The organism is Ruminococcus flavefaciens 007c, assembly GCF_000571935.1.
Lineage (GTDB): Bacteria > Bacillota > Clostridia > Oscillospirales > Ruminococcaceae > Ruminococcus > Ruminococcus flavefaciens_F.
This window is the reverse complement of the sequence record NZ_ATAX01000008.1, coordinates 1-20737: the sequence shown is the minus strand read 5'-3', so window position 1 is coordinate 20737 and position 20737 is coordinate 1. Positions and strand designations below refer to the sequence as shown.

The 20737-nt window shown below is 43.7% G+C and carries 19 protein-coding genes; 8 read left to right on the top strand and 11 right to left on the bottom strand.

The annotated features are described in order from the left end of the window. Positions 1–88 precede the first annotated feature (88 nt). Positions 89–1690 carry a sensor histidine kinase gene (locus RF007C_RS16210; protein WP_051456476.1) on the top strand — a complete coding sequence of 534 codons (1602 nt, stop codon included), beginning with the start codon at positions 89–91 and terminating at the stop codon, positions 1688–1690. Positions 1691–1849: 159 nt separating this feature from the next. On the opposite strand, the gene RF007C_RS01885 is transcribed toward RF007C_RS16210, so the two are convergent. Then, positions 1850–3004: an ABC transporter substrate-binding protein gene (locus tag RF007C_RS01885; protein ID WP_037296725.1), complete on the bottom strand. Its 1155-nt coding sequence runs from the start codon at positions 3002–3004 to the stop codon at positions 1850–1852. Positions 3005–3554: 550 nt separating this feature from the next. On the opposite strand from RF007C_RS01885, the gene cysK reads away from it, so the two are divergent. After that, the gene (gene cysK, locus RF007C_RS01880) at positions 3555–4487 is read left to right on the top strand and encodes a cysteine synthase A (RefSeq protein ID WP_037296724.1); all 933 of its coding nucleotides are present in this window, start codon (positions 3555–3557) and stop codon (positions 4485–4487) included. A gap of 137 nt (positions 4488–4624) precedes the next feature. Here cysK and RF007C_RS01875 read toward each other — a convergent pair whose 3' ends face one another. The 3 genes from RF007C_RS01875 to RF007C_RS01865 form a co-directional block, all read right to left on the bottom strand. Beyond that, positions 4625–5242 carry a nitroreductase family protein gene (locus RF007C_RS01875; RefSeq protein ID WP_037296717.1) on the bottom strand — a complete coding sequence of 206 codons (618 nt, stop codon included), beginning with the start codon at positions 5240–5242 and terminating at the stop codon, positions 4625–4627. Positions 5243–5311: 69 nt separating this feature from the next. Next, entirely contained in the window at positions 5312–5923 is a 612-nt protein-coding gene (locus RF007C_RS01870; protein WP_037296715.1) for a metallophosphoesterase family protein, read from the bottom strand. 184 nt (positions 5924–6107) lie between these two features. Continuing rightward, on the bottom strand, positions 6108–6554 hold the full coding sequence (locus RF007C_RS01865; protein ID WP_037296713.1) for an RrF2 family transcriptional regulator: 447 nt from the start codon (positions 6552–6554) through the stop codon (positions 6108–6110). 878 nt (positions 6555–7432) lie between these two features. On the opposite strand from RF007C_RS01865, the gene RF007C_RS01860 reads away from it, so the two are divergent. Genes RF007C_RS01860 through RF007C_RS01850 form a run of 3 tightly spaced genes read left to right on the top strand, consistent with a single transcriptional unit; the run spans position 7433 to position 10123 of the window. Continuing rightward, on the top strand, positions 7433–7843 hold the full coding sequence (locus RF007C_RS01860) for a MerR family transcriptional regulator (protein WP_019679329.1): 411 nt from the start codon (positions 7433–7435) through the stop codon (positions 7841–7843). Positions 7844–7846: 3 nt separating this feature from the next. After that, positions 7847–9592: a 1-deoxy-D-xylulose-5-phosphate synthase gene (locus RF007C_RS01855; RefSeq protein WP_037296712.1), complete on the top strand. Its 1746-nt coding sequence runs from the start codon at positions 7847–7849 to the stop codon at positions 9590–9592. 12 nt (positions 9593–9604) lie between these two features. After that, a complete protein-coding gene (locus RF007C_RS01850; protein WP_019679331.1) occupies positions 9605–10123 on the top strand; it encodes a nitroreductase in 519 nt (172 codons plus the stop codon). A 41-nt stretch (positions 10124–10164) separates the two neighbouring features. On the opposite strand, the gene RF007C_RS01845 is transcribed toward RF007C_RS01850, so the two are convergent. The 5 genes from RF007C_RS01845 to RF007C_RS01825 all read right to left on the bottom strand — a co-directional run bounded on the left by RF007C_RS01845 (position 10165) and on the right by RF007C_RS01825 (position 15089). Then, the gene (locus RF007C_RS01845) at positions 10165–10632 is read right to left on the bottom strand and encodes a TspO/MBR family protein (RefSeq protein ID WP_037296710.1); all 468 of its coding nucleotides are present in this window, start codon (positions 10630–10632) and stop codon (positions 10165–10167) included. Between the two features lie 174 nt (positions 10633–10806). Then, on the bottom strand, positions 10807–12570 hold the full coding sequence (locus RF007C_RS01840; protein WP_152537127.1) for a hypothetical protein: 1764 nt from the start codon (positions 12568–12570) through the stop codon (positions 10807–10809). Between the two features lie 55 nt (positions 12571–12625). Then, positions 12626–13186: an RNA polymerase sigma factor gene (locus tag RF007C_RS01835; protein ID WP_037296706.1), complete on the bottom strand. Its 561-nt coding sequence runs from the start codon at positions 13184–13186 to the stop codon at positions 12626–12628. Positions 13187–13409: 223 nt separating this feature from the next. Beyond that, entirely contained in the window at positions 13410–14243 is an 834-nt protein-coding gene (locus RF007C_RS01830) for a hypothetical protein (RefSeq protein ID WP_037296700.1), read from the bottom strand. 12 nt (positions 14244–14255) lie between these two features. After that, on the bottom strand, positions 14256–15089 hold the full coding sequence (locus RF007C_RS01825) for a hypothetical protein (protein WP_037296698.1): 834 nt from the start codon (positions 15087–15089) through the stop codon (positions 14256–14258). Between the two features lie 440 nt (positions 15090–15529). Between RF007C_RS01825 and rfbA the strand changes: the two genes are divergently transcribed. Next, positions 15530–16414 (top strand): glucose-1-phosphate thymidylyltransferase RfbA, encoded by an 885-nt coding sequence (rfbA, locus tag RF007C_RS01820; RefSeq protein ID WP_019679336.1) that lies wholly within the window; start codon positions 15530–15532, stop codon positions 16412–16414. Positions 16415–16426: 12 nt separating this feature from the next. Further along, positions 16427–17449, top strand: coding sequence for a dTDP-glucose 4,6-dehydratase (gene rfbB / locus RF007C_RS01815; RefSeq protein WP_037296695.1), 1023 nt, complete (start codon positions 16427–16429; stop codon positions 17447–17449). 125 nt (positions 17450–17574) lie between these two features. Here the strand turns inward: rfbB and RF007C_RS01810 are convergent, their stop codons facing one another. Further along, the gene (locus RF007C_RS01810) at positions 17575–18942 is read right to left on the bottom strand and encodes a hypothetical protein (RefSeq protein ID WP_037296692.1); all 1368 of its coding nucleotides are present in this window, start codon (positions 18940–18942) and stop codon (positions 17575–17577) included. A gap of 13 nt (positions 18943–18955) precedes the next feature. Further along, positions 18956–19522 (bottom strand): RNA polymerase sigma factor, encoded by a 567-nt coding sequence (locus RF007C_RS01805; protein ID WP_019679339.1) that lies wholly within the window; start codon positions 19520–19522, stop codon positions 18956–18958. A 303-nt stretch (positions 19523–19825) separates the two neighbouring features. Between RF007C_RS01805 and RF007C_RS01800 the strand changes: the two genes are divergently transcribed. After that, on the top strand, positions 19826–20737 hold a 912-nt coding region (locus RF007C_RS01800; RefSeq protein WP_161634862.1), incomplete at its 3' end, for a glycoside hydrolase family 11 protein.

Here is a 20737-nt window from a genome sequence, read left to right as displayed (position 1 = left end):
CCCCTGTGATTACAATTTCGTAATTCTATACACTTATTTATAAAAGTATGGTATAATGTATTCAGTATACTGAAAGGAGCATACGGAAATGAACAAGAATATATCTAAAAGCCGTACACTGCGGCGACGGCTTTTATCGACTATGATAATCTGCCTTATAACCGTCATGGTTATATGTACTCTTATATTTAACATCGTATATAAGCAGACCGCCGAGGCGGTGGCAGACAATACTTCAAAGCTTACCGAGGAGACCTTTGATACCACATCAGATATCTACTATCAGCAGCTTGTCTCCTCTTTGCAGATGGAACTGAGCCACCTGTGCAACGCTCAGTATATGCTGCAGGCACTGTATGAAAACGAATTTGAATACTTCGGCCCATACGATGTGAATGCCGATTGGCGTGAGGATGAAAGCGTTGAAAAGAATATCCGCTTTTTCCTGAATAACCAGGCAGCTGCCGAGCTTTCGGGCAATGATCCGCGTTTTTTCTTTACCTTTGACGGCGTGGACTTCCAGACTTACAATCTGGATTTTTCCGATGAATCAAACCACGATATGGATGAGGTATTTGCAGCCTTTGACAGTGACAATACCGTTAAAACTCCCTCTTCATACGAAAAAAAGCGGTATGATTCGGGATATTATGAGGATCAGCCCGATATTTCCGACTATATGTATGAGCATTTTACGGAAGAACGCGGTGCTTACACGAGAAACGGTAACGGATATATTATTGTCTGGACCAATACCTCCACAGTAGCATATTACAATCATTGCTTCGGAGTAGTAATGTATGATGTTAACGACTGGATAGTTCCGGTCAGGAAAAATGTCGATGAAAAGAACAGCAGGCTGCTGGATTATATGAACGGCCTTTTCAAAAAGTACATTTTCATCATGATAAGTCTTATCCTGGGCGTTCTGCTCGTTTTCATAATTGTTTTGGTGGTCCTCTCCAAAAAGCTTTCGGATCCCATCGTTTCCGAGCATGATATGCTGGTAAAGGTCAACGAAATGAAGACGACCTTCCTGTCGGACGCTTCCCACGAGCTGAAAACTCCTCTTGCAGCCATGTCGGGCTATGCTCAGAATGCGGAAATGGAACTTGTAAACGGCGGCGATATTTCACTTGTACAGGAAAAACTGAAGCGTATCACCTCTGAAGCCAACCGAATGGCACTCATGGTAACGCAGATCCTTGATGTTACGCGAATCGAGGAAGGACGTATGCTGCTGGATCTTGCTCCATGTGATCTGGATAAGCTGGTACGCGAGACTATCGAGACATATTTTGCCGTACTGAACAAGAACAATAACAAGCTTGCGCTTCGCATACCGTTGGAACTGCCTGAGGTAAAGGCCGACAGCTCAAGATTGCAGCGTGTCTTTGTAAATCTTATTTCCAATGCGCTCAAACATACGAAAAACGGTACGATACTGGTCAAGGCAGAGGCGGAGGGCAGCTTTATCAAAGCGACCGTAAAGGATACGGGAAGCGGTATCTCCGAAGAGGATATGCCTCATATCTGGGAGCGGTACTACAAGGGTAAGCACTCCGAAACGGGCACGGGACTCGGACTTTTCATCTGTAAGTTCATAATCGAGTCTCACGGCGGCAGGATATGGGCAGAAAGCCAGGCAGGCAAGGGAACAGCTTTTATGTTCACTCTGCCTATTCAATAATAACGTATATTATATCATAACATACTTTATTAATAAAAACAATATAAAAAATGTAAATGATGTGATATAAATACCACTTTTTTATGTTATAAAACATAACTGGGAGCAGATAAAACAATACGGCAGGCCATTGGCCTGCCGTATTTCTTGAAACGGGTATTATTCAAATTCATTGAAGTGCTTTTCCAGTGATTTATATATATCATCAGAGCTTTCGGCAAGGATGCTGTCGAGAGCTTTTTTGTATATATCGGTATTATAATGGGGTTCGATATCGTAATCGTTGGTATAGCCGAGATCAATGATGGTGTCCTTCAGGGTTAGAGTTCCGGTCTTGTCGGGATCCGGACTCGATACACTGTATCCTCCGTAGACCTCTGTATCGATGAATTCTTCGTCTATGTCAATGTACTTCTTGACGTCCTTAATTGTCTTATCGTGGTCGGACTGGGTAAAATGATAAGCCTTGATAAATGCCCGCTCAAGAGCAATGTATGTGTTGGGATTATCGCTGAGAGCGGATGTCTTGGCGACCTGACGGCAGCAGGGCTGGTTTTCAAGAGCCTTTTCATGAGCGCAGTAGTATACGACCTTGTAGCCCTGTGACTTTGCAAGTGAAGCATACGGCGAATATACGGAAGCTGCGTCGATGGAGCTGTTGAGCAGTGCTGCATAGGCGTCCTTCTGGCTGTCGAAGTATACGATGTTAACCTTGTCATCGCCCTTGCCTATCTCAATGCCTGCGTCTCTGAGAAGGATCTGGAGCTCTGCGTCCTGAACGCTGTTCTTGACTGAGGCGACATTTCGGCCTTTGAGGACCTCCACGCCTGCTTCGTCCTTGTCTGTGAACTCCGATTTTATAACGTAGCCGTGACCGTTTGTCATAGCGCCGCCGAATATCGAGACTTCATGTCCCTGGCTCTGGAATGTGAGAGTGGGTACGGAACCGATGAATGCAACGTCAAGCTTGTCGGACTCCAGTCCGTTTATGAGCTCGGAGGCACTTGAAAACTGGGTAAGAGTCGCATTAAGGCCTTCCTCCTTGAAGTAGCCCTCTTCCTGTGCCACAAAGGCGAGAAGATGTGCCGTAGAGTTCAGGTATCCAATGGATATGTCGGCCTTTTCGGGAGCAGCGGTCTCAGTTTTTCCGGCCGCAGCTTCTTCTGCTGCTTCAGAAGCAGTACCGCTTTCAGCGGAACTGCTTGCGGCGGGCTCGGATGTTTTGGCAGGACTCGATTCATTGAGTCCTGCGCAGCCTGTTAACAATGCAGCTGCTGCAAGAACGAAAATAAACTTTAATCTGTAATTCTTCATTATTAATCACCTTTTTATCCTTTTTTTCTTGTTTTTTCTTTATATTATTACATCGAAGTACAACATCGCATTCGCATCATTCTTGTAATTGATAGTGTGTTTGTCATTATCATCACCCCTTGTTTTTTCTATGTGTCTATCATAGCATACGGAAGCTGATCTGTCCAATACAATAAACACATTATGGGCAATAGCAAATACATATAAGCGGTTTTCGTGCAATACGCTCGGTTATATACCATTATAATGAAGCTAAGAATCTGCTTTATGTAACGTTGGCTTTTTATTGACACCACCTATAGTAATGAGGCTACGAAGCGGATACATTGGCAGCATACGGCGCAAATGCTGTTGTTACGGCTTTGATCCGCATTAATGGATAGTTTGATGAAGGAGCGGTTTTTTTACGGATATTCGAGTTATAGGCACAGGCTATAACTCAGGATAAACAAAAAGAATACTAAAAGGTATTGATTTTACACGGAAACAGGTGTATAATACTGTTAACAGATAGGAATTATAGATTTTCTATCAGAAGGAGGAAATCATTATGTCAAAAATTTATAAGGGCGCTACCGGCCTTATAGGTAATACTCCTCTTGTGGAGTTCACAAATATTGAAAAATCACAGGGCCTTGAAGCAACAGTGCTCGCAAAGCTTGAATACTTCAATCCCGCGGGAAGTGTCAAGGACAGAATTGCACTTGCTATGATCGAGGACGCTGAGAAAAAGGGACTTCTCAAGGCTGGCTCCACTATCATTGAGCCTACATCAGGCAATACAGGTATCGGTCTTGCTTCCATCGCAGCTGCAAAGGGCTATAAGATAATCCTTACAATGCCCGAGACCATGAGCGTTGAGAGAAGAAATATCCTCAAGGCTTACGGCGCAGAGATCGTTCTCACAGAGGGCTCAAAGGGAATGAAGGGTGCTATCGCAAAGGCTGAGGAGCTTGCAAAGGAAACTCCTGACAGCTTTGTTCCTGAGCAGTTTGAGAACCCCGCAAACCCCGAGATACACAGACTTACAACAGGTCCCGAGGTATGGAACGATACTGACGGAAAGGTAGATATCTTTGTCGCAGGTGTAGGTACAGGCGGTACAGTAACAGGTACAGGCGAATACCTCAAATCCAAGAACCCAAATGTCAAGGTAGTTGCAGTTGAGCCTGAGGATTCTCCCGTACTTTCAAAGGGGACGGCAGGTCCTCACAAGATCCAGGGTATCGGTGCAGGCTTTGTTCCCAAGACGCTCAATACGGATGTATACGATGATGTTATCGCAGTATCCAACGAGGATTCATTTGAGACATCAAAGCTTATCGCAAAGCAGGAGGGAATCCTTGTGGGAATCTCCGCAGGAGCTGCTTACTATGCAGCATTAGAGCTGGCAAAGAGACCTGAGAACAAGGGCAAGACTATCGTTGCTCTGCTTCCCGACAGCGGCGACAGATACTACTCCACACCTCTTTTCAGTGACTGATATAAATATATTCCTATAATACCCATTGAGAAAGCCCCTTCCGAAGAAGGGGCTTTCTCAGTAGTTATTATAAAACTTCTGTATGAGTGCCGCGGATATCGCGGGGCTTCTCCATACTGTTATTCTTCATGTATATATCAGAATTTCTGCCAGTGCAGCTGTTTTTCCAGATCGGGGATAAGCTGTTTCGTACGGACGGCATTTTCGGCAGGTCTGCCAATGCCGATAAAGCAGGGGATCATGTATTCCTCCGGAAATCCGGTTGCCTTTCTTGCCAGTTCCTCCTCATTGCCGCAGGTGATACGAAGATTGCAGCCGTATCCCTCTGCTGTTGCGGCAAGCCAGAGGTTCTCGATACTGCACCAGACGGATGCAAAACAATTCAGATGAGAGAGGTCGGCAGGATGGAGCACATCGACCTTTTTCTTCATAAGCGGAATAATGACCGCTGCTGCATTGATAAGCATACTATACTGTTTCGGAACGGCAAACTGATAGCTTTCCTTCTGGACAGGATCGGATATGAAAGTCATATTATCGACATCCTTAACAGTCAGATTTTTGGGAACTCCCTCAAGCACCTCGCGCATGACTGCTTTATCTGTAACAACTATAAAATGCCAGTCCCTGAAATGATCGTTGGTCGGTGCTTTATAAGCCGACTCAATAATACGCTTCAAGGTTTCCTGCGGGATCGTTTCATCCGCGAAATCACGAACGCTGCTTCTTTTATTGATAACTTTATAAAAATCCATACCCTGTTCCTCCTGTTAAACCTGTTTTTTCATCAAGCATTATAGCATAATACCGTTGATGATACTAAGTTAAGCATCAATGCTGATATGTTCAAAGCTGACAGCGTCACCGCTGTCTTCGATAAGAAGGTATGAAGCTCCTTCCAGTCCCGAAGCCGATACGGAAACTACATTTCCGTTCACGAAATTCTGATGGGAATGACCGATGGCAACAAGATCATATTTCGTAACGTCCTCCGTCTTGCATACCTTGTCAAATACACCGTTTTTAAGGTCTGCCAGCTGCAAAAACGGATAAGCAGCATTGATATCCTTAAAGAGGAAATGAGAGAAATGATATTTATGTCCATGATATTCGTATTCATAGAACAAAGGCATCTGCCTGATGAACTGCATATGCTCATCTGTAAGCTTTTTTCTGATACCGTCATAATAATCCCTCAGATGCTCTACATCAGGATCAACATCGACTCCGTAGGCAGCGTAAAGCTCACAGTTGCCCTTTAAGCATATTACATTACTGTCCTTTAAAAGCTCGAGACATTCGATCTCTTCATTGCCGCGCTGAAAAATATCTCCCAAAAATACTTTCAGGTCGGGGCTCTTTTCTCTGATCTGTCTGAGTACGGCCTTTAAAGCTTTAAGGTTTCCGTGTACATCTGTGAATACTGCGATTTTCATAAACTCATCCTTTCCTTGGCTCCATGAACGATCCATGGTATGATACAGTGACAAAACGGCTATGAAAGCGACCGTCCGTCATAATAGAAATTATATCAGAATACATTTTCTATGTCAATACAAGCCATATTCCGTGCTTTATGAAAAATACTCCCTCAGTTTTTGTTCCTGAGGGAGCTTCAGATCAGATATAATACATGGGTTCGATCTCACTTGTATGTTTTTCTGTGAATTTGTCAGCAAGATCCTTTAAAGTGAGGCTTTTTGAGAACTGCATGAGATAATTGTTGACAGGTTCCCATAAGCACTCTGATATTGTGTCGGTCGCGGTTGTTTCGAGCTGGTCGTTGAACGTGGAAGGCGCAAATATAGTTTCATCAAGTGCGTTTACTATCTCGTTGAGTGTTATGTTGGCAGGATCGCGGGCAAGGGCATATCCACCTCCCGAGCCTTTAACGCTTTTGAGAAAATCAGCGTGTTTAAGAAGCGGCACGATCTGTTCAAGGTATTTAGCTGAGATATTATTCCTCCTGGATACGGCATTCAGCTTTACTATGTTATTGCCTTGGGAATTGACTGCTATGTCGATAAGTGCAATAATACCGCATTCTACTTTTGATGATACTCTCATTTTATTTCGCTCCTTTACTGTTTACAATTCCTATCGGTGTAATAAGTATACCATACAAAAGCCGTAATTTCAAGTGCTTTGGCTATAAAATTTGTCTATAAAGACTTATAGGGCAGTAATGGCGCATTATATGGGGATATATAGTTTGTTCTTATAGCTCCCCATCAAAAACATGGATTGGACAAACCGCGGTATACAGGGTATAATGTAGACATACCAAGGGAAAGGAGCTGTACAGATGGTAACAAGAAAGGATCCCATACAGCACATTTTTCGCTCAGTGCTCATTTGTACAGAGCGAATGTGGAGATCACAGCGATGTTGAAGATCTGATAGATCGGAAGATACTCCTTAAATAATATGTGCCGTAAAATAATCAGAAAGGTGGCAGTTGTGATGCTGAAGAGTTCCATTAGCTTTTTCAGAAAAGTGTTTTGCAGCAGTATGTATTTCATTCGTACAGAAACAGGGACTATTGTTTTTGAGCCCCCTGCGTCATCTGATGACAGCAGCGTGACTGATACCGGAGAAGAATAATAATATATTCTCACGAGCTTTCATAAGGTTCGGGCGGATAGAGGATATAGTATGACGAGACCGATTGATAAAACAGTCGGTCTTTTTTCTGCATCCAGACGGCTCTGCGTCCATAAAGAAGCTCATGCCGATACGCGGGGAGCTTTCCATAACGGCTGCTAAGTGCCTGACGGATTCAGGGCATGGGACAGATCTCCTTTGGTATCCTATGTATGTACTTGTCAAAGTGTACAAAGACAGGAAGTACACATTGTGCATGATAATGAAATTACGTTCATGCTATTGACTTGGAGTTAACTCCAGGATGTATAATTTATATAGATAACAGGAGGTGATACGTTTTGACAATAAAAGCAGTATGCAGTAAATTCAATGTCAGTCCCGATACACTCAGATACTACGAGCGTGTGGGAGTTATCCCCGAGGTACATCGCACATCGGGCGGTATACGTGATTATACCGAAGATGACATCAAATGGGTAGAGACTGCCACCTGTTTCAGAAGTGCAGGGATGCCGATAGAGCTTCTTATTGAGTATGTAAGGCTTTTCAGGGAGGGAGACCATACCATAAAGGCAAGATGTGAACTTCTGAAGGAGGCAAGAGATCTTATCCTTGCAGAGCGCAGGAAGATAGACGACGCTCTTGAAAAAATGGACGGCAAGATAAAAGTATACGAAAGAGCTGTGGAAACAGGCAGGCTTGAATGGGACGACAACAGCTGCTGTTGCTGCAATAAATCAAAGGAGTAAAAAATGTATATCGAAAACATCAATTCACCGAAAGACATCAAAGCACTTGACACAGAACAGCTTAACATACTGGCTTCCGAGATAAGGACAGGCCTTATGAACCGTCTTTCAAAGCGCGGCGGCCATGTGGGGCCTAACCTCGGATTTGTGGAAGCCACCATAGCTCTGCATTACGTTTTTGATTCACCGAAGGACAAATTCGTATTCGATGTTTCTCATCAGTGCTATACCCACAAGATGCTGACAGGTCGAAAGGAAGCCTTCTTCGATGACGGGCAGTTCGGCGGGATATCAGGCTATACCAATCCCGGAGAAAGCGAGCATGACTTTTTCAACGTGGGGCATACCTCCACATCGGTGAGTCTTGCCTGCGGACTTGCAAAGGCCAGGGATCTGAAAGGTGAAAGCGGCAATGTTATCGCAATTATCGGCGACGGCTCTCTCAGCGGCGGAGAAGCCCTTGAGGGTATCGACTTTGCTTCGGAGCTTGAAAGCAATTTTATTATCCTCGTTAACGACAACGATATGTCAATTGCCGAGAATCACGGCGGACTCTATAAGAATCTGAAAGCACTCCGCGATTCCGAAGGAAAGTGCAGCTGCAACCTTTTCAGGGCAATGGGACTGGATTATATCTATGTATCCGAAGGAAACGATATTGCGGAGCTTATAGAGGCATTCCGCAAGGTTAAAGACACGGATCATCCAATAGCAGTGCACATCAATACCCTCAAGGGCAAGGGCTATGAGCCTGCGGAGGCAAATAAAGAGGACTGGCACTGGCATATGCCCTTTGATCCCGCGACGGGAAAAGATACATTCAGGGACGGCGGCGAGAACTACGGCGATATGACCTGCGATTTCCTTATGAAGAAGATGAAAGCCGACAAGAGCGTGGTCACAATGGTGGCAGCTGTTCCGGTATGTATCGGTTTCACCGAGGACAAGAGGAAGGAAGCGGGAAAGCAGTTCATAGACGTGGGTATCGCAGAAGAACACGCGGTGGCTATGGCTTCGGGCATTGCAAGAAACGGCGGCAAGCCTGTATTCGCTACTCATTCCAGTTTCTTCCAGCGGACATATGACCAGATCTCTCAGGATCTGTGCATTAACAGTAATCCTGCCACACTTCTGGTAAATACGGCTTCCGTCTATGGTATGCACGACATAACTCACCTGGGCATTTATGATATACCCATGATGTCAAACATTCCGAATCTTGTTTACCTTGCACCTGCCAGCTGCGAGGAATACTTTGCTATGCTGGACTGGAGCATCGAGCAGGACAGCTATCCCGTTGCAATAAGGATGCCCTGCAACGGAGTGATACACACGGATATGCCTGTGGATACTGACTACAGCGGCATAAACAAGTACAGGATAACCCGGCAGGGCAGGGATACAGCCATTATCGCCCTGGGAGACTTCTATCAGATAGGAGAGAAGCTGGCAGACCTCATAACCGAAAAAACTGGTACGGCTCCCACGCTGATAAATCCCCGTTACATCACAGGTATCGACGAGGAGATGCTCGAACAGCTCAAAGACGGCCATTCCGTTGTGATAACCCTTGAGGACGGTATACTCAACGGCGGCTTCGGAGAGAAGATAGCCCGATTCTACGGAGCTTCAGATATGAAGGTATACAATTACGGTCTTAAAAAGGAATTTCTTGACAGATACATAGTCCCCGAGGTACTGAAGGCAAATCATCTCACACCACAGCAGATATATAACGATATTTTCTAAGGAGAAATAATTATGGACGCTTATAATAACCTTATAACAAGAAGAAGCATTAAAAAATTCAAGTCGGATATGGTACCGAAGGAGATCATTGAAAAAATACTGGAAGCAGGCACCTACGCTCCGACGGGTATGAACTGGCAGTCGCCTGTCATAATCGCTGTTACAAATAAGGAGATGCGCGACCGCCTTTCAGCAATGAATGCTAAGGTAATGGGTGCGGCTATGGATCCGTTCTACAATGCTCCCGTGGTACTGGTAGTTCTTGCGGATAAGTCTAAGCCGACTTATATCTGCGATGGCAGTCTTGTTATGGGGAACCTGCTGAATGCAGCTCATGCCTGCGGCATTTCAAGCTGCTGGATACACCGTGCCAAGGAAGAATTCGAATCCGAGGAGGGCAGGGAGATACTGCGCAGTCTCGGTATAGATGGCGACTACGAGGGAATAGGACACTGTATACTTGGTTATGCAGACTGTGAGCAGCCTGTTCCGTCGCCGAGAAAGGATAATTACATATACTGGATAGAATAAAAAACAGGAGCCATAAAGAACATTTCTTTATGGCTCCTTGCTCATTGCAACACAAGTATCCCGATGGTGAGGTATGCTGCAAATACAGCCCACAGCAGATATGGGATATTCAGATATGCGGCAGCTTTGCATATACGGTAAAACGAGATCATCATAGCGGTTATGAGTATAAGCAGAGCTATTGCAATAACTGCCGCGCCCTTTAATGACTTCAGGCCGAAAAATACGGGAGACCACAGGAAATTTGCAAAAAGCTGGCTGAAGTACAGCAGCATCGCAGGTTTTTTGCCCGATACGTCGCTTTTCCATATCAGGTAAGCCGATATCCCCATAAGTGCGTACAATATGCTCCACACCGCGGGAAAAATCCATCCCGGCGGTGCAAACGCCGGCTTTTCAAGGGCCTGGTAAAATACGGAAAAGCTGCCGCCTGACAGTGCAGCCGATAAGGCTCCCACAAGCTCGGCTCCGACGATATGGATTATAAGGTCAGTCCATCTGATCTTCATGATTCATCACCCTTTCGGTAAAGTATATGCCGTAAAGAGTGGTATCATTCGTATTTCTGCTTTGCAGGATGTATAAAAAAGCCGGGATTTGTTATCCCGGCTTTTTGTATCGGCAAACTGTTAGTTTACCTTTTATAGGGTTATATTATCTTCTTTTGTTCTTGTTTTGTCTGATTATAATGCAGAATCCTTTAATAACTGGTCCAAAGCCGTTCTGAACTCTTCATAATCCAGAGCGCTGCCGTCACTTCCGTGAGGGATCCAGGTCTTTTCTTCATTTGCATAATACCCGTATTCGTAATTTCCGTACTCATAAAAGTATACAAGTATCTGACCGTCATCATATATCAGGAAGTCTGAATACTTCAGATTACCGTCATTGTCTTTATATATCCTTAAGACGGAGCACAATGGAATATTATTGTCGGAATATGTAGTGAGTGAAGTATGCTTTTCGATGACAGGATCCAGCTTTTCCTTTACAAAGTTATCGAGCATTTCAACATTATGCGTTTTGGGCGTTGCAATGATTTTATTGTTTTCATCATAGATGTAAACGCCGGGCTTTGTCAGAGTATATACATTATACACGTCTTCGGTCTCGTTTTCTTCGGGAATTGCAGGCTGATCTTCTCTTCCGTTTGTTTCCTGTCCCGGTTTTTCATCGTTTGCAGGCTTATTTTCGTTTTTGCTGTTCTCGGTAGTTGTCTGTATATTTTCGGATTTATTGCTACTTTCGGTGGTTGTCTGAACATTTTCGGAATTATTACTGTTCTTTTTGTCTTCTGTCTTTTCAGGAGCCTTTTCCTCATACTTATGAGCCAGTGCTTCATTAAGCTTTGTTTCAAAAGTATTTATATCAACATGGAAGTATTCCGTGCCTGTCGGTATATTCTCACCTGTGTTCAAGACATCGTATGAACAGAGGCTGACTGTTCCGTCGTTATAGATAAAATAAGTTTCCCTGCGTGTTACTGTGTCAGTTGTTTTAAAATAACGAACCGCAGTATACATCAATTCATTATCAAATGAGCTGATGGAAGAACTTTTTCTCAGCATAGACAGTAAATCATCTCTGAGGAATATTTCAATGGACTTTTTCGCTGCATCATCGTCAGGGAGTTTCTTTGCGCTGTTGCCGTTCATCTCATATTTCAGCTCAGCAGACAGGAATTCGCCCTCAGAAAGCCTTTTTATATCTCTCGGAGTGAGTATATCATTTGAGTCCGTTACATTCTGGATCAGTATTTCATCTATGTCCTTTTTGAAGGTTGCAAAGTCAATATCATAGACCTTGCTTTCGATGATCGGATAATCAAAGCTTTCGCCTCTTGGAGTACACTTTCTGGCGACATAATATGCTTTTCCGTCTTCCGTAATAAGGACATCGGAGTACACATCTCCTGTTTTCCAGCTTATATAATAGCCCTTGCCGTCATAATTAGCAATATCGGGAACATCCTCTTCTGCGATCTCTCTGCCTTCTCCCCAGTTAAAAGCATTCAGGTAATTTGCGATCCTGTTATAGGTCTCGTTTGAAAGGGAATCACCGATATGATCGGGATCGTTTAAATACGGATCGTCGTAATAATCGGAATCAAACCAGAAATAAATCTGATTGAAGTCTCCGAAGGGTGATACCGAAGCAGGTTCGGCAGCAGCGTCCGAAGCATCTTTGGTTGATTGTGTGGGTTCTGCTACTTCGCTGAGATCAATATTCTTTGCCTTATTCTTGTGAAGCATATAACCTGTGGCACCTAAACCTGATATAAGAACTGCGCCTGCTGCCATGGTACTTACTATGCGCATAATACGGTTTGAGCTGTTCAGTCGCTCTGTATTGCTTTCGACCTCAATATATTCTTCTTCACTTGTTTTATTTGTTTTTGTTTCCGGCTTTATGGCAGAAATAATTTTTTTGAATTTAGAATGTTTCATTTTCTTCTCCTCCTCATATTGAGCTATGCGGCGGTGTACATTCTCGATCATTGTTTCATGTTTCAACATATTCAAAACCTTCCGTTTCAAGCTGTGATCTGAGTGATTTTCGGGCACGATACAGGATAGACTCTACGCTGCGGAGACTCTTTTTCATTATCTTTGCAGCTTCCTTACTGCTGAACCCTTCAAAATATATGAGCCATAACACCTGCTGATATTTCGGAGGAAGCTTTCGCATCGCCTTGTGGACGATTATCTGCTGTTCTTTTTTGATGTATGCTTCTTCAACATCAGCTTCATCACTTATCGATTCGGGTGTATCTTCAATAGAAACACAGGACTTTTTAGTGTATTTGCGCAGGTGATCTATGGCAATATTCCTGCCTATAGCATAGAGCCATGTCTTGAACGAGCTTTTTTCCCTGAACTTGGGCTTTTTTGTTCCAAGCAGGACAAAGGTATCCTCAGCAAGCTCTTCCGCCGTCTGAATGTTTCCGACAACGCTTGTCAGGTACAGTATCAGACCGTCACTGTATTCTATTATGATCTCATCTAATCCGTGTACATCACCATTGTCACGAAAACGGCGGTAGCTACTTGCACCGTTATCCATAGACTGTTCCTTTCTGAAAGCTTTTTTATCCGCTTTCACTTGTTAGACGATAAAATAAGGAAAAACTACGCGCTTTATTCTGCATTTTTTTTAAATATTCCGAATCTTATGAAATATGCTGTGTTTCTTGCTTATTTTTTGTTGGATATGATGATTTTAGAGTATTAGTCAGATATTTTTTCAATGTATTCTCCATTTAGTAACATTTAAACATACTCCTTTATTAATTATTAAAATATTCTTCGACAGCATAATCATGTTGCGCTCGATTTCCATTTAAATGCTCACATTGTAGGATGTTTTTTTTGCTTGAATCAAAAAGGAAATCATAAAATCCTAAATAATTGTCATAATCATAGATATCCGATATTTCTCCATATGTTATTTGTGTAACATCTATATCCTTGACTATATTAATTCTATGACGCCCGTCTAATTCATGCTCATAAAGCCATTTAGCATAATTAACAGCAAATTCTTCCACCTGATCTGTGTTGCAAATATCTTCATTTACAAAGATGATGTCAGAAACGCCGAGTTTCCACTGGAAATCACCGTTTTCCACCTCATTTTTCTTAATATCACAGGCGTTGACTTTGAAAAAAGCAATGACCTGATCTGAATCAAAATAATCCTTCATAAAGTCATTTGCCATTTCTTCGGCATAGTCAACGATAGACCTGTCACTGTAATCGTCGGTAAAACCGCTGCCAGCTGCTTTGACTGTAACGGTATTCCTGCCGTAATCATTCCCTAACAAACGTGGATATGCATACAGCGTCTCTGTCTGATTTGCCGCCGGTTCGAGGTATCCCCCATAGATGAACTCCTCGTCATACTTCTCATTGAGATAGGTTATCATCTCATAGATACGCTGAATTGAGCGCAGTTGAGAGTCTGTCAGCTGGTCAGCCTCTGTGGGAAGTCCCTCTGCTGCAAGCACTTCCTTCTGCCAGTCGTTAAGGTTATTCACTGATTTAGTTCTATCTTTTGCACCGCAGGAGAACATAGCCGATATCATTACTGCTGCTGTGATAACTGAAAATATCTTTTTCATTTTTACACCTTTTTAATTATATTTAGAAAAGAAATCTTCTATTGTATATTCATTTTGCTCCCACTTTTCAAAATGAGAGTCTACATATATTTTCCTTTTATCGGAATTAAAACTAAAATCATAAAATCCTATGTCATATTCATCTTCATAGTAATTTGAAAAATTATTATATGCTATATCTGAAATATTGCCATTCTTTATTATATCTATTCGATGTCTTCCATCCATCTTATGCTCATAAAGATATTTTGCAAAATTAACAGCAAATTCTTCGATTGAATCCGCAGAACAGATTTTTTCGTCAAGAATAATAGCATCATGAACGCCAATTTTCCATTGAAAATCCCCGTTCACTACCTCACCTTTGGTTATATTACAGGCGTTTACACTAATAAATACCGCAAAATCATCAGAATTGAAATAATCATGAATGAAATTTGTGACAAGCTCATTGTAATAATCAACGACCGATCTGTCACTGTAATCATCAGTAAAACCGTCCTTTGTTGCCCTGACGGTAACGGTATTTCTGCCGTAATCAGCGCCCAACAGCCGAGGATAAGCATACAGCGTTTCCGTCTGATTTGCCGCAGGCTCAAGGTATCCTCCATAGATGAATTCCTCATTATACTTTTCGTTGAGATAGGTTATCATCTCGTAGATACGCTGAATTGAGCGCAGTTGAGAGTCTGTCAGCTGGTCAGCATCTGTGGGAAGTCCCTCTGCTGCAAGAACTTCCTTCTGCCAGTCGTTGAGTTCTTTAGTTTTTGTTGAAGTCCTGCCGCATGAAGTCAGGCATACTAATGCAGTAATTGCTGCAGCAAATAGTGTGATTAGTTTTTTCACGGTTGTTCCTCCTGTGCATTTTTAGTTATTATATAACATTTTGGATTATTTTACAAGATGTCAGATACAGATTATCAGCACCTCCGTAATAAAAACGCTGCTGTAGGTGTTCCTGTTTGTTCAGGAGCATTCTCGACTCATCGGCATAATAGACAGCGTTCCCTTTTGGCAGCTTACCAAAAAATGGCAGATCTGTCATATCGTTTGCAGACTTCGCAGAAACAGAGCTGCCGAAAAGTCAGCTCATCTCCGCATATGGAAAAAAAGCCATTGATAAGAAGCAACAATGTGTGTTTATTGATGAATTTCAGTGATAATTCTTGATTTTTCATTTGATTTATGGTATAATGCAAGTATTATTATCCATATTGTAGATTTTGCATCGGAAGCTGCCTGTCTGTAATGCGATAATAAATCAATAATCTCCGGGAGGGTAAAAAATGAAAGGCATAATCCTTGCAGGCGGATCGGGCACAAGACTTTATCCGCTTACAAAAGTAACAAGCAAGCAGCTTTTACCTATATATGATAAACCTATGATCTACTATCCGCTGTCCACTTTAATGCTTGCAGGCATCCGCGATATTCTTATTATTTCCACCCCGGCAGATACTTCGAGATTCAAGGAATTACTGGGCAACGGAAACTCAATGGGAATAAACCTCAGCTATGCTGTTCAGCCGAGTCCCGACGGACTGGCCCAGGCTTTTCTTATCGGCGAAGAATTTGTCGGCGACGATACCTGTGCAATGATCCTTGGCGATAATATCTTTTACGGCGGCTGGTTCAGAAGGAACCTGGCAGAAGCTGTAAAGGACGCGGAAAACGGAAAAGCTACCATATTCGGATACTATGTCCAGGATCCCGAGCGCTTCGGTATCGTGGAATTTGACGAAGAGAGAAATGTTGTCTCTGTTGAGGAAAAGCCCTCGGAACCAAGATCAAACTACGCTATCACAGGTCTTTACTTCTATCCCAAGGGCGTAAGCGATATGGCAAAACAGGTGAAGCCCTCGGCAAGAGGAGAGCTTGAAATAACCGATCTTAACAATATATACCTCAGACAGAATGACCTGAAGGTACAGATACTCGGAAGAGGCTTTGCATGGCTCGATACAGGTACGATGGAAAGCCTTATGGATGCTTCCGTATTTATCCAGACTGTTCAGAAACGTCAGGGAGTGGTTGTTTCCTCTCCCGAAGAGATCGCATTCTATAAAAAATGGATCACCAGGGAGAGACTCCTCGAAACTGCCGATATGTACGGCAAGTCCCCCTACGGCGATCACCTTCGCCGCGTTGCGGACGGAAAATTTGTATTGTAAGGAGTGACTGCTTTGAATATATTTGTTACCGGCGGTGCCGGATTTATCGGAAGCAACTTTGTCTTCTATATGCTGGATAAATATCCGGATTACAGGATAGTGTGCCTTGACAAGCTTACATATGCGGGCAATCTGAGTACACTGGAGCCTGTAATGGACAATAAGAATTTCAGATTCTCAAAGACTGATATATGCGACCGTCAGGCCGTATATAAGCTGTTTGAAGAAGAAAAACCCGATATTGTGGTCAATTTTGCAGCTGAATCCCATGTTGACCGTTCTATCGAAGATCCCGAGATATTCCTTCAGACAAATATCCTCGGTACTCAGGTGCTTATGGACGCCTGCCGCAAGTACGGCATAAAACGCTATCATCAGGTATCTACCGACGAGGTTTACGGTGATCTTCCGCTGGACAGGCCTGATCTCTTCTTTACGGAGGATACTCCTATCCATACCAGCAGCCCCTACAGCTCATCGAAGGCGGGCGCTGACCTCCTTGTAATGGCGTATCACAGGACATACGGACTGCCTGTGACTATTTCACGCTGCTCCAACAACTACGGTCCCTACCACTTCCCCGAGAAGCTTATACCCCTGATGATCGCCAATGCTCTTGCGGACAAGCCTCTTCCCGTTTACGGAGAAGGCCTCAATGTGCGTGACTGGCTCTATGTTGAGGATCACTGCCGTGCTATTGACCTTATAATACACAAAGGCACTGTCGGCGAGATCTACAACGTAGGCGGCCATAACGAAATGAAGAACATCGATATTGTAAAGCTCATCTGCAAGGAGCTCGGCAAGCCCGAAAGCCTTATTACATTCGTGGCCGACCGCAAGGGACATGATATGCGTTATGCCATTGATCCCACCAAGATCCACAATGAGCTTGGCTGGCTTCCCGAAACAAAGTTTGAGGACGGCATAAAAAAGACTATTAAATGGTATCTGGACAACCGTGAATGGTGGGAAACCATCATCTCGGGCGAGTACCGCAATTACTATGAGAAAATGTACGGCAACAGAGCATAAAACCACTGCCTTTACGTAAACGCAATAATAAAAACTATTGAGAAAGCCCCTTCCGAAGAAGGGGCTTTTCTGTATTTCTCTCCGATAAGCTGCTGTTTGCTTCTTTATCGGTACTGCGTTTAAATTCATGATAATGGTGAGTAATCTCCGAAGCTGTAGCTGCCGCCGATCTGTACCCAGTTCTTTGAGTTGAACTCGTCTAACATTTTATTATATGTATCTTCATCTACAGTCTCGTTGTCAACAGTGTATGTAGTATTCTCTTTTCCGACTGCACCCGTGTCATTGCCTGTTGAATGGATTCTTAAGATCTGATGGTTGGAATATCTGTCCATAGATGTGTAATAATAACCCAGATGGAGATCGGTTGTGCCCAGAAGCTGTTCGGCGGCGCAGTACATTATATATCCGTAAGCACCGTAATGCGCCATCTGACCGCTGGTGTCGCATACAGGATGAGCAGTTCCGTTTTCGTAATAATATATTCTTACGCTTGCGGCGTGGTAGTCGCCTACGGAGATCAGAAGCTCGGGTGTGCCGTCATTGTCCAGATCATAAAGATCCCATGCAGATAAGCCGTTATATGCGTCGGAATTCGCAAAATCCTCAAGGATTTTGCGATATTCGGTTTTATAGCTTGCTGCGGCGGTCTTAGTATTGTTTACGTGCTCATCACGCAGGAGACGTGCGGCATAGCCGTTGCCGAAATGGAGCTCATAAGGTCTTGATTCGGTATAATAAGCGCTGTTTGCCATGAATGTATCTCCTGAGAAATCCAGCTTTATTATCTCTGTTCCGCCGATGTCTTCCGTGGTTTTGGTGATAGTGCCTGTTGAGGTATTGCCGTTATTATCGGTGTACTTGTAGGTAGCGTCGCCGAATATCTCCACATGGCCCTTATTAATGACCGAATCGGCTGCATCGAGATTATTTACGCTTGATTCCTGATAGGTCCAGTTGCCTGTGAAGGGCTTTATGAACTCTGTTGAATCTGATGATGACTGCTCGTTTTCGGTATCGGACTTGGCGGTGGTTACTTCCGAAGAAGCTGTTGTAACTGTTGTTGTAAGGCGTGAGCCGTTTTTGTCCGTGGATACATAGGTCGTACCCGTTACCTTTGATGATGTAGCTGTAACAGCGGGTATAGGAGCGCTGCCGCCGCCAACTGAATGTTTGTTTCTGCTTATCATTACTGCACTGCTGATAACTAAGCCTGCGATAAGTATCATTGATGCAGCTGTACTGAGAGGAGTTAGCCACACAGGTCTTCTGCTGCGCTCAACGCCTTGTACCGTATCATTTTCTGTCATAGTTATATTACCATCTTTCTCTGTTCTTTCTGTTCCGTTCTCCATTTTCCTGAATTTGCGCTCGCTCATTGAAAATATTCTGTCAAGCTGAGCGTCTGAGATCTCGGGGCATTTATCTATAAGTTTTTTCATTGAATCGTACTCCGCATTTTCAAGAATATCGAATATTTTTTTGTCTTTCATAGCTGCTCCCTCCTTATCTTGTTATTCCGACTTCAACAAGCTTTGCGCGAAGCTTGTTCATAGCTCTTGAGCATCTCGCCCTGACCGCCATAGCCGTCATGGATACGCTTTCTGCTATTTCCTTTGAGTTCCGGTTATAATAGAATTTCTGGATAAGTATAGTTGAATCGGGCTCGCCCAGTTCCTCTATCTTATTGAGGAGCACACGGCGGAGTTCAGAGCGGTCAACGTGTTCGTCAACACTGAAGTCCGAGACAAGCTCATGCATATCGTCATCATCGGTATCTGTAATATGATTAGCCTGGGCACATAAGCTCCTGAAGCTGTCTATCGCCTTTCTTTTTGCGATAGTTGAAATAAGGTATTTCAAATCATTTTCGGATGATATATCAAATTTGCATTTCATGAAAAGAGCTGCAAAAACGTCACTGACACATTCCTCGATATCTTCATTGGTGCCGCAGCTTCTCAGCTTATTGTAGACGATAGCATAGACATATCTGCCATATTCTTTTACCAGTGCTTTATGGCAGGCGACAGGTGATTCCTGCATCAGTTCTGTCAATTCCTTGCTTGTCATTTTCATCCCTCCTTGTATTTTGTAAGGCCGACCTTTCATATCCAACAATCGTGACTGTAGCATCAGGTGTTACACCGATCTGAAAAAATTTTTTTCTCTTGTATTTTACCACATATTTTGCTTTTTTTCAATGATAAGAATCATTCGGAATACTTTGGATTCAAGCTCCTGTATCTGTAATGTTATCATAGATTATGCAGATACTGTTCTGCTTACAGGGACTTGACATTGTATTTTCTTTGTAGTATTATGATAGCAATGAATATAGAAAGGGAATGGGACATTTTTAAAGGAGTGAAAAAAATGAAAATGTCCAAACTCAGAAAGATCATCGGCGGCACCGTTTCTGCGCTGATGATCGCAAGCTGCATCCCGTTTTCGGCTTCGGCCGCTGACCAGCAGATCAGAGGCAACATAGGCGGTTACGATTACGAGATGTGGAATCAGAACGGTCAGGGCCAGGTCTCAATGGAGCCCGCTGCAGGTTCGTTCACCTGCTCATGGAGCAATATTGAAAACTTCCTTGCCCGTATGGGAAAGAACTTTGACAGTCAGAAAAAAAGCTACAAGGAGCTGGGCCGTATCACGCTGAGCTATGATGTCGAGTATACTCCCAAAGGTAATTCCTATATGTGCGTTTACGGCTGGACGAAGAATCCTCTTATGGAATACTACATCGTCGAAGGCTGGGGCGATTGGGAGCCACCCGGAAATGCCGATAATTACGGCAGTGTAACTCTCAACGGCAGCGTCTACAAGATACGCAAGTCGATGCGTTACAACCAGCCCTCACTGGAAGGCAACGCAACATTTCCTCAGTACTGGAGCGTTCGCCAGACCAGCGGCTCAAGGAACAACACCACAAACTATATGAAGGGCACTATTGATGTATCAGGTCATTTTGACGCATGGTCAAAGGCAGGCCTTGATATGTCGGGTACTCTTTACGAGGTATCCCTCAATATTGAAGGATATCGTTCAAATGGTTCGGCTAATGTCAAAAAGATCAGTTTCCTGACAGCGTCTTCTCCCGAAGGAGTGGATGGAGATGAGGCTCCGCAGGAAGTACAGAGCAGCGATACCCCGCAGATAGCTCAGGGCGGCTTCGATTTCAGCCAGTTCGGAGGCGGCCAGCAGGGCGGTCAGGGCGGCTTTGAATTCAGTCAGTTCGGAGGCGGTCAGGGCGGCTTCGATTTCAGCCAGTTCGGAGGCGGT

Excerpts from the sequence above, each read along its gene's own strand:
- cysK (WP_037296724.1), top strand. The coding sequence starts at position 3,555 with ATGTCAAAAATTTATAAGGGCGCTACCGGCCTTATAGGTAATACTCCT.
- RF007C_RS16210 (WP_051456476.1), top strand. The coding sequence starts at position 89 with ATGAACAAGAATATATCTAAAAGCCGTACACTGCGGCGACGGCTTTTA.
- RF007C_RS01850 (WP_019679331.1), top strand. The coding sequence starts at position 9,605 with ATGGACGCTTATAATAACCTTATAACAAGAAGAAGCATTAAAAAATTC.
- RF007C_RS01865 (WP_037296713.1), bottom strand. The coding sequence starts at position 6,554 with ATGAGAGTATCATCAAAAGTAGAATGCGGTATTATTGCACTTATCGAC.
- RF007C_RS01835 (WP_037296706.1), bottom strand. The coding sequence starts at position 13,186 with ATGGATAACGGTGCAAGTAGCTACCGCCGTTTTCGTGACAATGGTGAT.
- RF007C_RS01830 (WP_037296700.1), bottom strand. The coding sequence starts at position 14,243 with ATGAAAAAGATATTTTCAGTTATCACAGCAGCAGTAATGATATCGGCT.
- rfbA (WP_019679336.1), top strand. The coding sequence starts at position 15,530 with ATGAAAGGCATAATCCTTGCAGGCGGATCGGGCACAAGACTTTATCCG.
- RF007C_RS01805 (WP_019679339.1), bottom strand. The coding sequence starts at position 19,522 with ATGACAAGCAAGGAATTGACAGAACTGATGCAGGAATCACCTGTCGCC.
- RF007C_RS01845 (WP_037296710.1), bottom strand. The coding sequence starts at position 10,632 with ATGAAGATCAGATGGACTGACCTTATAATCCATATCGTCGGAGCCGAG.
- RF007C_RS01870 (WP_037296715.1), bottom strand. The coding sequence starts at position 5,923 with ATGAAAATCGCAGTATTCACAGATGTACACGGAAACCTTAAAGCTTTA.
- RF007C_RS01840 (WP_152537127.1), bottom strand. The coding sequence starts at position 12,570 with ATGAAACATTCTAAATTCAAAAAAATTATTTCTGCCATAAAGCCGGAA.
- RF007C_RS01855 (WP_037296712.1), top strand. The coding sequence starts at position 7,847 with ATGTATATCGAAAACATCAATTCACCGAAAGACATCAAAGCACTTGAC.
- RF007C_RS01875 (WP_037296717.1), bottom strand. The coding sequence starts at position 5,242 with ATGGATTTTTATAAAGTTATCAATAAAAGAAGCAGCGTTCGTGATTTC.
- RF007C_RS01885 (WP_037296725.1), bottom strand. The coding sequence starts at position 3,004 with ATGAAGAATTACAGATTAAAGTTTATTTTCGTTCTTGCAGCAGCTGCA.
- RF007C_RS01810 (WP_037296692.1), bottom strand. The coding sequence starts at position 18,942 with ATGAAAGACAAAAAAATATTCGATATTCTTGAAAATGCGGAGTACGAT.